This window comes from Streptomyces sp. NPDC044704, from assembly GCF_056433525.1.
Genome location: NZ_JBWKGY010000036.1, coordinates 36,606 through 48,196 on the forward strand (window position 1 = coordinate 36,606; position 11,591 = coordinate 48,196).

The 11,591-nt window shown below is 70.2% G+C and carries 14 protein-coding genes; 8 read left to right on the forward strand and 6 right to left on the reverse strand.

The features are described from left to right. Window positions 1-142: 142 nt before the first annotated feature. Window positions 143-721, forward strand: coding sequence for a dienelactone hydrolase family protein (locus tag AC07B0_RS39515; protein ID WP_478900500.1), 579 nt, complete (start codon window positions 143-145; stop codon window positions 719-721). A 139-nt stretch (window positions 722-860) separates the two neighbouring features. Here AC07B0_RS39515 and AC07B0_RS39520 read toward each other — a convergent pair whose 3' ends face one another. Then, on the reverse strand, window positions 861-1,514 hold the full coding sequence (locus AC07B0_RS39520) for a DUF7691 family protein (RefSeq protein WP_356882114.1): 654 nt from the start codon (window positions 1,512-1,514) through the stop codon (window positions 861-863). Window positions 1,515-1,769: 255 nt separating this feature from the next. Here AC07B0_RS39520 and AC07B0_RS39525 point away from each other — a divergent pair, with 255 nt between their 5' ends. Then, window positions 1,770-2,354 (forward strand): SMI1/KNR4 family protein, encoded by a 585-nt coding sequence (locus tag AC07B0_RS39525; protein WP_356882116.1) that lies wholly within the window; start codon window positions 1,770-1,772, stop codon window positions 2,352-2,354. A 57-nt stretch (window positions 2,355-2,411) separates the two neighbouring features. Continuing rightward, window positions 2,412-2,936 carry a hypothetical protein gene (locus tag AC07B0_RS39530; RefSeq protein WP_478867135.1) on the forward strand — a complete coding sequence of 175 codons (525 nt, stop codon included), beginning with the start codon at window positions 2,412-2,414 and terminating at the stop codon, window positions 2,934-2,936. Window positions 2,937-3,018: 82 nt separating this feature from the next. Here AC07B0_RS39530 and AC07B0_RS39535 read toward each other — a convergent pair whose 3' ends face one another. The 3 genes from AC07B0_RS39535 to AC07B0_RS39545 form a co-directional block, all read right to left on the reverse strand. Then, complete coding sequence (locus tag AC07B0_RS39535; RefSeq protein ID WP_478900503.1) at window positions 3,019-4,170, reverse strand: aminotransferase class V-fold PLP-dependent enzyme; 1,152 nt, start codon at window positions 4,168-4,170, stop codon at window positions 3,019-3,021. Window positions 4,171-4,235: 65 nt separating this feature from the next. Continuing rightward, on the reverse strand, window positions 4,236-5,117 hold the full coding sequence (locus tag AC07B0_RS39540; RefSeq protein WP_469385039.1) for a GNAT family N-acetyltransferase: 882 nt from the start codon (window positions 5,115-5,117) through the stop codon (window positions 4,236-4,238). 89 nt (window positions 5,118-5,206) lie between these two features. Further along, window positions 5,207-5,980 carry a VOC family protein gene (locus AC07B0_RS39545; protein ID WP_469385042.1) on the reverse strand — a complete coding sequence of 258 codons (774 nt, stop codon included), beginning with the start codon at window positions 5,978-5,980 and terminating at the stop codon, window positions 5,207-5,209. A gap of 522 nt (window positions 5,981-6,502) precedes the next feature. Here AC07B0_RS39545 and AC07B0_RS39550 point away from each other — a divergent pair. Next, window positions 6,503-7,144 carry a TetR/AcrR family transcriptional regulator gene (locus AC07B0_RS39550; RefSeq protein ID WP_469385045.1) on the forward strand — a complete coding sequence of 214 codons (642 nt, stop codon included), beginning with the start codon at window positions 6,503-6,505 and terminating at the stop codon, window positions 7,142-7,144. Between the two features lie 262 nt (window positions 7,145-7,406). On the opposite strand, the gene AC07B0_RS39555 is transcribed toward AC07B0_RS39550, so the two are convergent. Next, a complete protein-coding gene (locus AC07B0_RS39555; RefSeq protein ID WP_356882126.1) occupies window positions 7,407-7,685 on the reverse strand; it encodes a GlsB/YeaQ/YmgE family stress response membrane protein in 279 nt (92 codons plus the stop codon). 199 nt (window positions 7,686-7,884) lie between these two features. Between AC07B0_RS39555 and AC07B0_RS39560 the strand changes: the two genes are divergently transcribed. The 4 genes from AC07B0_RS39560 (at window position 7,885) to AC07B0_RS39575 (ending at window position 10,887) form a co-directional block, all read left to right on the forward strand. Next, complete coding sequence (locus AC07B0_RS39560; RefSeq protein ID WP_469385049.1) at window positions 7,885-8,280, forward strand: ATP-binding protein; 396 nt, start codon at window positions 7,885-7,887, stop codon at window positions 8,278-8,280. 179 nt (window positions 8,281-8,459) lie between these two features. Continuing rightward, complete coding sequence (locus tag AC07B0_RS39565; RefSeq protein WP_469385051.1) at window positions 8,460-9,653, forward strand: PP2C family protein-serine/threonine phosphatase; 1,194 nt, start codon at window positions 8,460-8,462, stop codon at window positions 9,651-9,653. A gap of 228 nt (window positions 9,654-9,881) precedes the next feature. Continuing rightward, the gene (locus tag AC07B0_RS39570; protein WP_469385053.1) at window positions 9,882-10,298 is read left to right on the forward strand and encodes a hypothetical protein; all 417 of its coding nucleotides are present in this window, start codon (window positions 9,882-9,884) and stop codon (window positions 10,296-10,298) included. A gap of 292 nt (window positions 10,299-10,590) precedes the next feature. Next, window positions 10,591-10,887, forward strand: coding sequence for a DUF2188 domain-containing protein (locus tag AC07B0_RS39575; protein WP_478900505.1), 297 nt, complete (start codon window positions 10,591-10,593; stop codon window positions 10,885-10,887). Window positions 10,888-10,945: 58 nt separating this feature from the next. Here the strand turns inward: AC07B0_RS39575 and AC07B0_RS39580 are convergent, their stop codons facing one another. Next, complete coding sequence (locus tag AC07B0_RS39580; protein WP_478900507.1) at window positions 10,946-11,314, reverse strand: PRC-barrel domain-containing protein; 369 nt, start codon at window positions 11,312-11,314, stop codon at window positions 10,946-10,948. Between the last annotated feature and the right edge of the window lie 277 nt (window positions 11,315-11,591).

Sequence of the window (11,591 nt, forward strand, 5' to 3'; positions counted from 1 at the left end):
GGCCGCCGTCTTCACCTACGCGCTGGGCAGCACCATCGGCTCATCGGCCTGTTCCCGTCCGCTGAAGGCCCGCAGATGTCAGTACCGCGGGCCATACTCGTGCCGCGGCGCCGTCCGGGCACCGCAGCACGAGGGGAGCGACATGGCTGAGGTGTTGGTTTTCCACCACGGGCACGGGCTGACCGACGGCATCCGCGAGTTCGCCGAGCAGCTTCGCCGCGCCGGACACACCGTCCACGTCCCGGACCTGTACAAGGGGCACGTATTCGACAGCCTTGAGGAGGGCATGGGCTACGCCGAGAATGCCAGCTTCGGCACGGTTGTCGCGCGCGGAACCGCCGCCGCCGAGGGGCTGCCTTCGGAACTCGTCTACCTCGGGTTCTCACTCGGCGTCCTGCCGGCGCAGAAGCTGGCGCAGACCCGGCCCGGCGCACGGGGGGCACTGCTGCTGGAGGCTTGCGTCCCGGTCGCGGAGTTCAGCGGTGCCTGGCCCGGCGATGTCCCGGTTCAGGTACACGGCATGGACGCGGATCCGTTCTTCGCCGGAGAGGGCGATGTGGACGCGGCCCGCGCGCTCGTCGCCACAGCGGTGGATGCCGAACTGTTTCTCTACCCCGGCGACAGGCACCTGTTCACCGACAGCAGTCTGCCGTCCTATGACGAGCAGGCAACCGCCCAGGTCTCTCACCGAGTCCTGGACTTCCTGGACCGCATCACATAGCCCGGCTAGCCCAGCCGCCATCCACCTCGCCGGACTCCACCTCGCCGCCATCTTCACCTGGTCGGCGAGGTGATCCGAAGGAAACGGCCTACACCAGGGCTGCTTTCGACGGCATCCGCTCCGGCCGCCCCTCAGAAGGTCAGCCGGTGATCGAGAAGAAGATCGAGCCGTCCTCGGCCCACCACCAGGCGCCCTCGCCCGTGTTCCACTCCGACGCCCAGCCGTCGAGGGCCTCGATGAGCTCCCCGAGGTCGTACCGGAGATCGGCGTCGACGCGGTCCAGCACCGAACGGTAGGCCTCCACCGCGGGGCCCGCCTTCGCGAGGGGCCAGCAGCCGATCTCCGGTGAGCCCTCCGGGGGATGGGGTATGTGGAACCCGATCTCCGAGGGCGGGCCGCTGAAGACGTACTGGTAGGGCAGCAGGTCCGCCGGGACGCCCGCCGCGCTGAGGGCGTCGTCCAGGGCGGAGAAGTAGGTGACGGGGCTCCGGTAGCTCGCCAGGGTCGCGCTGTCGCTCGCGTTGTGGTCGATGACGATCTGGAGGGCCGCGTAATAGGCGCAACCGGCGTAATCGGCGGAGGAGTCGGCCCGGCCGGAGACCAGCTCCTCCAGGGCGTCCGGGACCGACAGCCCCCAGTCCACGCCCTGGTGGTCGAGGCCGTCCTGACGTGCCTTCGCCCGGACGCGCATGGTGTCCAGGCGTCGCGCTTCGTCGGCGCTCAGGTCCGCGGCGGGCACGAAGCGCGCGATCTCGCCGCGGTTCGCCATGCTGTAGTTCACTACCTTGCTCATGGGCTCATGCTGCCAAAGGGCACTGACAGCGCGGCGTCCCGGACCAGTTCGCATGCGCGCCGGAGCCGCTCAGGCCATGCCTCCGGATCAACCACCGGCTACGGCGTCACCCGAGCCTGCACGCACGGCCTCTACAGCCACGACCACCTCGGCAGCGGCCTGGGGCAGGAGGACCAGCCGGTGCGCCTCCGCCGTCGGCCCGGGCGAGGAGCAGCACAGCGGCCGCGTCGGCAAGGCCGCCCTGCCGGATCTTGCATGATGATCTGCATGAACACGGAAACATGCGATCCGGCCGAGCTGTCTGCCCTCCGGGAGATATTCGCCTCCAGACCTGAGGCCGCGCCGCCGGCCGGCTGGGAGGCGGTGCGGTCCTTCGAGGCGGAGCATCGCATCGTGCTCCCGGAGCCCTACCGCACGTTCGTGGCGGAGGTTTGCGACGGCCTGCGCGCCGGTCCGCCGTACTACGGGCTGCTCCCCTTCGCGGAGGCACCCCAGGACTGGGGATCGGACCGCCCCGAACGCCTGCTGGCCGAGCCTTTCCCGCTTGAGGCGGCATGGCTGTGGGAGGCGGAGGACGACGAAGCGACGCTGTCGGTACAGGAGTTCGAAGCCCGGACGGACCCCGTGTTCGACCACGGTTCGCTGCTGCTGGGCACCGATGGCTGCGGCATGTACTGGCACTTGATCGTCACCGGCCCCCAGCGCGGTCACGTCTGGCAGATCGCCGGCGAAGGCGCGATGCCCTTCGGTCCCCAGTCGCCCGACGCACTGATGCCCGGCACCCCCGGCTTCGCGGGCTGGGCAACGCACTGGGCCGAGGGCCGCGACTGGTTCGCGTAGGCCTAAGGGGTTGTCGCGAAGGGCCTCAGGCTCGCGCGCCGGCTCTAAAGTCTTCCCGTGAACGTCAACAGCTGGTTCGAGGTCGAGGACCCGGAGGAGGGTGAGGACCCGTGGAACTTCAACGAGGCAGAGCTCGCCTTCCTTGAAGCGCTACGGGCCCGGGCTGACGGCTGGCAGGTCCCGCCGACTCCCGACCTCGTCACTCTCACCGAAGACGAATCAGCGCTGCTCGTGAGCATTTGCCTCATCGACGAAGCGCGCCACGTGATCCTCGGCGAGTGGGCCGTTCACTTCCACGGAACCCACGTGCGGGCGGGCAAGGTCCGCGACCAGGTGTACAACCTCCACGAGTCGCCCGAGAGCGGCTTCTTCATGGCCACCGGCACGGTCGAGGAGCTGGCGGTGCGCTGCGCCGACTGGTTCGAACACGTGCTGAGCCGCCCGGTCGACCGCTGTGAGTGGCCGCGCGAAGGCGGCGGGTACGTCACCTGCTGGGAGTTCGCCGACACCGGCGAGGCACTGGCCGGTGACGGCACGACCGACGGGTCACCGCCGGCGTACCGCCTCCAGGTGCGGCCCTGACCTTTCGCACCATCGTCGCCTCCCTGGACCGACGCCGCTCCGTACGAGCCTCCACACCGGGGCGCCGTGGTAGGGAGCGAGGTTACGCGTGGGGCAGGTTGGCCTCGAGCACGGTCAGCAGGTGGTCGATGTCGCGGTCGGTGGTGTGGAGGTGGGGGCTGATGCGGAGTACGCCTCCGCGGGCTCCTACGTGGACGTCGGCCGCGTTGAGCGTGTCCAGCAGGCGGGCTCGCCGGTGTTCGGGGACCTCGATGCCGAGCATGTGCGGGCCGCGGGGTTCGGGAACGTGCAGGCCGAGGCCGCGTGCGGCGTCGGCGATCCGTCCGGTGACGGCGTCCAGGGTCGTGGCGATGTTCGGCACCGTCCAGTCGGCGAGCTGCTCAAGGGCGGCGATGGCCATCGGGGTGAGCTCGAAGGCGGTGCGCTGTCCCATGTCGAAGCGGCGCGCACCGTGCTGGTAAGTGTCGCGGTAGTCGGCCAGGCGGGCGAAGTCCTGGGCGTCCTCGCGCACGATCCAGTTCTCCTCCAGCGGTCGGCCGTCCTGGTGGGCGGGGGCGACGTAGAGGTAGCCCAGCCCGAAGGGGCCGAGCAGCCACTTGTAGCCGACGGTGACCACGAAGTCCGGCCGTAGTGCGGCGACGTCCAGGGGTACGGCGCCCACGGACTGGCTGGCGTCGATGACCAGGGCTGCTCCGGCGTCGTGGGCAGCCTGCGCGATGGGCGACAGGTCCACCAGGGTGCCGTCGGTCCAGTGCACCTGCGGCACCGAAACCACGGCGACCGTCTCGTCGAGGTCGCGGAGGACCGCGTCCGTCCAGGTCTGTCCGGGCTCGCGGTGAACGGTGTGCACGGTCGTGCCGGTGCGGGCGGCGAAGCGGCGCCAGGTGTAGACGCCGGAGGGGTACTCCTCTGCGAGGACCAGGACGCGCTGACCTGGGCGGCCGTCGAGGTTGGCGGCGGCTGCCGCGAAGCCGTAGCTGGTGGCGGAGATCAGCGCGACGTCGTCGGCTGCGGCGCCGATGAGGCGGGCGAAGAGGGCCCGGCGTTCCTCGGCGGCGGTGAACCAGTCCGGTGCGGTGATCGTCCACGGCTGTGCCCGGCGTTCCAGGGACGCCTGCCCTGCGGCGAGCACACCCTTGAGAGTCGGCGCGAGGCTTGCGGTGTTGAAGTAGGCGATGTCTTCGGGGACGTGGAAGAGATGGCGTGCGCTGGGCAGGACGCGGCCCTGGGCCATGGTGTTCACCGTATTTCCGCTCTCTCCTGATCGGGCTGATGGCGCCGGCGGTCACACCGCCCCGGTCAAAGGTCCAGCTGGCATTCGTAGGCGACGTGTGTGGGCAGGTAGCCGAGGGTGTCGTTGACGCGGCGCATGTACGGGTTGTTGTCGGCGGTGTCGGTGAGCAGGCCACCCAGTTGGGGGTGGCTCTCGCGGACGGCGAGGATCGCGGCGGCCTTCATCCAGCGGGCCAGGCCGTGGCCCCGGTGTTCGGGCAGGACGGCTGTGCCGTAGTGCAGGGCGTCGCCGGTACCGCCGGCCGGGACCACGAGTTCGGTGAAGCCGACGATCGCCGCGCTGGACCTGTCGATGGCGGCGACGGTGTGAAGACTCTCCCCGCGCGTCTCGACGGCCGCGGCCGCGGCCCGTATCCGGTCGAGGTCCCAGATCACCGTGCCGTAGTCCAGGGCACCCATCGGCATGTCGTCCATCGCCCGCCGCGACACCACATAGGTGTCGGCGAGTTCGTCGGGAACCGTCCCGTCCCAGGCGGTCAGCCGATAGCCGGAGTGAGGTGCTCCGGCCAGCGCGGTCAGGGCGGGGCGGTTGGCTTCGGCCAGGGGGAGGCGGGCGTACGTCAGGGTCAACGCGGTCCGGAATCCGCCGGCGATCAGGAACCCGAGACCGGGACTACCGTCCTGGGCCTGGGCGATGACACTGCGACGGCCGTCCTCTCGGGCCGCCGCCACGGCCGCAGCGAGCAGCCGGGTGCCGATCTGCTTGCGCCGCTCGGCGGGATGGACCTGCACATCCAGCTCGGCGAGGTGGCGCTGGCCGTCCTGGGTGAACAGGCGCAGGGACGCGGACCCGACGGGGCTGCCGTCGGCGTCCGAGGCCAGCCAGGCCAGACGGCGGCTGGAGGAGGTCTCGTCGGGGTCGGTCAGGGCGGTGATGCGGACGGGCAAGCTGTCTCCGTTGCTGGATGGGTGATGTGGTGCCGCAGGGCGGTCGCTGCGGGGGTTGAGGTTGTTCAGGCGGTGTACGTGACGTCCCGTCACTGGGCCCAGGGCAGGGGACGGGTGCCGTCGGTGCCCGGTACGCGGGCCACGCCGTCGGCGCGCATCGCGACGTGGGCCGCGGCGGCCTGCGGAGCGTGAACCTGGCGGAGTCCGTCCGGGGGAAGGATGAAGGTGTGACCCGCCGGGACGGTTTCGGTGTGCCCGCCGCAGCTGACTTCGAGCACTCCGGACGTCACGGTCCAGACCTGTTCGCGGCTGACGGCGTGTTCGGGGCCGCTCTGCCCGGCCGCCATCGCGACGGTCCAGGTGCTGAGCTCGTTGCTGCCGCGGCTGGGCGCCGCCAGACCGGTCATGCGGGCGTTCGGTGATTCGACGACGTGCTCGTCGGCCGGAGCGATCACGAGTACGGACGGCTCCCCTGCCGGCGCGGCCTCGGCAAACGCCTCCCCGACGGGGGTGACCCATTCGACGAGCTGGACCACGATGCCGTTCGGGTCGGTGAGCTGGAACAGGCGCTCGCCCCACGGTTCTTCGCGCAGCGGCATGGTGATCGGGGCGCCTGCCTCGCGCAGCCGCCGCTCTTCGGCGTCGAGGCCGTCAACGGTGAGCGCGAGGATCAGGCCGTCGGCCCGCCGGTCACGCTGCTCGGGCGGCAGCACTTCGATGCCGGTGCGGAGCAGCACGATGTCGACGGCGGCATCTTCACGGGCCAGGGATACGAAGCCCTCGGCTGCGACGGCGACCTGATAGCCGAGGTGAGTGCAGAGGAACTCGCGGGAGGCGTCCACGTCGTCGACGGTCAGGGACACGGTGGAGGTGGTGACGTTCAGGGCAACTCCAGAGAAAGGGGGCGAATGAGATGGCAGCGGCGTACTGCGGCGGTCCATGGGCCGGGCGGCCGGGTCGGCCGTCCGCGATCACCTGGCCGGCCGGGTCCAGACGCGTGCCGGGCGAACGGGCCGAGACGATCTGCCGGATGCCGACAGTGGAGCTGGCCGGCTTGACGGCCAAGCCGGGCGCGCGGGGGTGCGGTCCATGAGCTCGGGCTCGGACCGCGAAGTGCCCGCAGCCAGCCGGCTCACGGCGGCGTAGGCCTGTACGGGCAGGTTCGCGGGGGCGCCTTCGGAGCTGGGCGCGAGGCACGCGACGTCACCGCTGGGGGTGCCGAGAAGGCTGTTGCGGGTGAGGTTGAGGTCGGGGAGGTGGTTGGGCTGGTTGGGCTGGCGCAATCCAGGTCCGTTCAGTCAGGCGATTTTTGCGACGGACGTAAACTTAGATCGAACACCCCAGAAGGTCAAGGATATTTTTGCTACCGATGTAAGATTTCTTCCATGGCTACCGAGATGGGACTCCGCGAGTCCAAGAAGCAGGAGACCAGGCAGCTGATCTCCGACTGCGCGACCAGGCTCTTCATCGAGCAGGGCTTCGAACAGACCACCATCGCCGAGATCGCCACGGCGGCCCGGGTCGCGAAGAAGACGGTGACCAACTACTTCCCCCGCAAGGAAGACCTGGCACTCGACCACCACACGGAGTTCACCGAGGGCCTGGCCCGGGCGGTCGCCGAACGCGACCCGGACGAGGCACCGCTCGCCGCCCTGGGCCGGACCTTCCGGTCTTCCCTGCTGGCGCACAGCCCCGTCGTCGGCTTCACCGGACCCGCCTTCGCCCGTATGGTCGCCGAGAGCCCCACCCTCACCGCGCGGCTCCGGGAACTGCACGACCGGCGCGAGGAGGCACTGGCCACCGCCCTGGCCACCACCGGCCCTGCCGACGCCCCCGCGATCGCCCCGCAGGCCGCCGCCGCCCTGATCGCCGCATCGGATCGCCTGCTGTTCCGCCGCATCCAGGCACTCACCCTGGCCGGCCACACCAACGACGAGATCGAAGCCACCCTCCTCCCCGAGGCGGACCACCTCCGCGCCCTACTCGCCGCCGCCCTGGCCAACGACCCCACCGGTTCCCTCTGGTGAAGACCGACGCCGCCCGGCCCACGGCATCGGATCCGGCCGCCATCGCCAAGGCCGATGCCGCGTACCGAGCGTGAGTCGGCAGCCGGAGTCGGTATCGGTGTGGGGCTCGACCATCGACCCGCCGGGAGCGAAGCGGGCGACAACGGGCGCGGGTCACGCGACGAGCGCCGCCCCTGCTGTCGGTCGATCGCGGGCGCAGACAGCAGAACGGCTCCCCCTGGGAAAGGGGGAGCCGTGATCGTCCGCGGAGGGACCGTCACGCTCAGGCGTGGCGGTGGCTTCGCCGGTTGCCGGTGACCAGCCGGTAGACGGCGAGAAGGATGACCGAGCCGATGATCGCGGCGATCCAGGTGGAGAGGTCGAAGAATCCGTCGATGGAGTCGACGCCGAAAATGACCTTGCCGAGCCAGCCGCCGAGCAGACCGCCGGCGATGCCGATGAGCATGGTGATGATGATGCCGCCAGGGTCCTTGCCCGGCATCAGCGCCTTCGCGATGAAGCCCGCGAGCAGTCCGATCAAAATCCAGGCAATGATGCCCATGTGCTTCTCCTGCCTCGAAAAATTGAGCCGGTGTCAACCGTCTTCACCGCGCCGAGGCTTCCAAACGTCCGTATCGCTGGATGCCGCCGGTTTCGTTGGTCGCCAGGTGTCGGGCCGTTCGGATGACGTGATGGCAGAACGAGGTTTTCGCTCGTAATGGGGGCAGGTGCGATGCAGGACACCGTCGGAAGGAGGCGCCATGGCGACACCCGTCCTCGATCAGCCTGTACTGCGCACCGGTCAGCCCACTACGGCAGCACGTGACGCCACCCGAGGCTTCCTCCAGCGCGCCGCCCAGGTCAGGGCCCCCATCCGGCCCGGACACGCCGACGACGTTCTCCTGATCGTCGCCGAGCTCGTCACCAACGCCCTCCGCCACACCGACGGGCCCTGCGTCCTCCACCTGGAACTGCACGGGGATCACCTCGAGGTCTGTGTCACCGACGCCAGCCCCTGCCCGCCCCAGCCCCGGACTCCCCACACGGACGGAAGTGGCGGCTGGGGATGGCTCCTGATCAATCACCTCGCCACCCGCGTCACCATCGAACTCACCTCCGACGGAGGCAAGACGATCTGCGCCGACACTCCCTGGTGAGATACGCCCGATGCCACGTGGTGCCCCAAGGCAACCGGCCGGTTGCCGATCGGTTAGCGCATCCGGAGGTCGGCCCGGGTGTGAAGACCCTGGTGAAGCTGTCCTCCCTCGGCCCTGGCGCAGCATGGGTGTGCCGTGCCGGCGGGACCGGGCTTGATCCGTGATCTGTGGAGGCTGATGTGGGGCGTGATCGGATCGGTCTGGCCGAGGTGCTGGCGGCGGCGGAGGCGGCCGCGCCGGTGGATTCCCTCGATGTCGTGGCGCGCGATCTGCGTGACCGGTTCGGTGCCGCGTCGGTGTCGTTCCTGTTCGTCGACGTCGTCGGCCGGCGACTTCTCCGGGTCCACGACACGGCGGCGGAGCGGCACGAGGAGCGTGCCGAGGAGGCCGCGCTGTCCGGCCGGAGCGTCTACGACGAGGTCCTGGAGGGCCAGAGGCTGGTGCTTGCCGCCGGTGGCGGGCAGGGGCAGCGGGTACTGGCGCCGGTGACGAACCGCGGTGACACGATCGGGGTCCTGGAGGTGTTCCTGACCGAGGTCACCCCGGATGTGCTGGCCGAGGTGGGTGCGGCCGCGCACGCGCTGGCGTACATCATCGTCACCGACCGTCGGTTCACCGACCTCTACCACTGGGGCAACCGAACCACCCCGGTCAGTCTGTCCGCGGAGATCCAGCGTCAGCTCCTGCCCACCGCCGCCGCCTGCGAGGCCCCACAGTTCGCCCTCGCCGGCGCGCTGGTCCCGGCCTCCGACATCGCCGGCGACACCTACGACTACAGCCTCGACATCGACACCCTGCACCTGTCGATCACCGACGCCATGGGCCACGACGTCGACGCCGCCCTCATGGCCACCCTCCTCGTCAACGCCTCCCGCGGCGCCCGCCGCGCCGGAGAAGGCCTCGCCGAGCAGGCACGCCAGATCCACCAGGCGCTCGTCGACCACGGCCGGAAGACCATGGCCACCGGCCAACTCCTGCGCATCGCCCTCGACGGCAGCGGTGCCCGGCTCGTCAACGCCGGCCATCCCTGGCCCTTGCGGCTGCGTGAGGGGGCGGTCACCGAGCTGACCCTGACCGTGGACCTCCCGTTCGGCTACACCGGCTTCAAGGGTCCGTACGTGGTCCAGGACATCGACCTGAAGCCAGCTGACCGGCTCCTGCTCCACACCGACGGCATGCAGGAACGCGACGCCGAAGCCGTCGACCTGCCAGCCCTCCTGCGTAAGACAGCCGACGAGCATCCGCGCGAAGTCGTCCGGACCCTGGTGGGCGCCGTAACCGACGCCTACGGCGGTAGGCCTCCGACGGACGACGCCACCGTCCTGTGCCTCGACTGGCACGGCCCCCGAAACGACCGTCACAGGAACTCTTGAGGGAGTGTCCTGCGGGTGTCGCGTTGCGCGCCTGCAAGGACCAGATCAACCACTCCCCCGAAGACGCGCGGACGCCCGAGACGGCGCGTCCGTACACCGCCCGCCACAGGCTCGCCGACCGCGCTCGCCGGTCAGCCGCCGCCCCACCCCTCCGGCTTTGACCCGCGGTCATGGCAGCGGCAGGATCAAGGGCGCCCGCCTGCATGACGACGATGGAAAGGCCCCTTGGTGGCCAAGCGCGAATGGTTCCTGAGCGAACACGACTCCGGCTACGCGGAAGCGGCCCGTGACGCCAAGGAAAACGGGGAAGAGCTCCTGACCATTCCCTACTTCGAGCCGACCTGGGTAGGCCCGCACAAGGGAACGGGCGGCTGCATCATCGGCTTCGAGGCCCACTTCCCCATGGTCAACTGGCAGGAGCTCAAGACGTGGCTCGGTGAATCCCAGCTCGACGTGACCGAAGTCTGGTTCGCCCACATCTCTCAGGACGAGTCCGGGAAGTTCGCCCTGGGCGCGCCCGACGCCCGGGCCCTCCTGGTCCTGGCCGGCGACGGCATCCTGCTGCTGAGGGCGGAAACCGCAAGCAAGGCCATGCCCTACCTGAGCAGCACGGCCCCGGCTCCGTCAACGACCGGCCAGGACTGACCGGAGCATCAGCTGCCGGCCCCCGGGCCCCGGGGCCGGAACACCGTCTTCGACGAGAGTCGGCGGGCGTCCCCTGAGGGATGGCGCTCGGCGCTCCCCCCGTTCCGCGCGGGTGTCCCCTACGGGCTCGGCGGGAATACTCCTCACAGGACTGGCAGCCCCGCACGCGCCGGAACCCACAGTGGCCACGCCGCGCCTGTTGCGCGGCCGGTCAAGGGGCGACCGATCGCGGCCGCCACGTAAGACTCCGACAGGCCGCCCCGGGGCCCGCCTGATGGGCGAGGAGAAGACCATGACAGCAAAACTGACCGTCTACCACGTCTCGCCCTCCAGCGAGCGAGCGGCCGCCGCGGGCGTGAAGTGGCAGGTCGAGGGAAGAGAAGGACGCCGGCTCCTGCACGAACCACACCGCACGCAGAAAGACGCGATCGGCGCCGCACGCCACCACGCCAAGCAGCACGCGCCCGCCCAGGTCATCGTCCACGCCCTCGACGGACATGTCCGCAGCGCCTACACCTACGGAAACGTCCCCGCGGCACCCCCCGACGAACGCGGCCGCAAGGCCGGGCAACACGGAGGCGTCTTCTGAATCACGCCCAGGCCCTTACGGCCAGGGCCGGAACGAGTCCAAGCCGTGAAGGGCGGGGTCAGGACGGGGGGCCGCCGCAGGGGGCGCCGGTGCCGTAGTAGGTGCCCAGTTCCTCGCGGTAGCCGGCGTCACCGATGTGCTTGTCACGGTGGAACTCGGGAGCGTCCTTGATCTGTTCCTTCGTCCGGTCGACGTAGACCTTCCGCTCGTCCGGGTCGACCCGCACCACCGTGCTCGCCGGGAGCAGGACCTCCTTGCCGAAGATCCACACACCCGTGTCCACGACCAGATAGGCGTCACCGACCTCGTCGGAGTGCTTGTCCACCTTGCCGATGCTCCCGTCCGTCGCCTCGACCTTGTAGCCGGTCAGGTCCGTACCGGCCAGGTGACCCGCAGTCGACTTGTAACTCCACACATGCTCAGTCACGCGAAAACAACTCCTCCGAGTAAAGCGAGAACCATAAGGAAAACAATTCCCAGCCGGTGCGGCAGATGGCGCATTCGCCGTTCCGCCTGGAATCCGCATGCCCCGCCCTTCCGGCTTCATTCCCCTCAGATTTCCCCCAGGTACCCCGTTTGCGCGCGGACATGGCGGTGGGGGGGCCCCCCCCGGGGGGGGGGGGGGGCCGCCCCCCCCCGGCCCCCCCCGGCCGGGCCCCCCCCCGGGGGCGGCCCCCCGGCCCACGCGCCCCCGCAGCCCCACC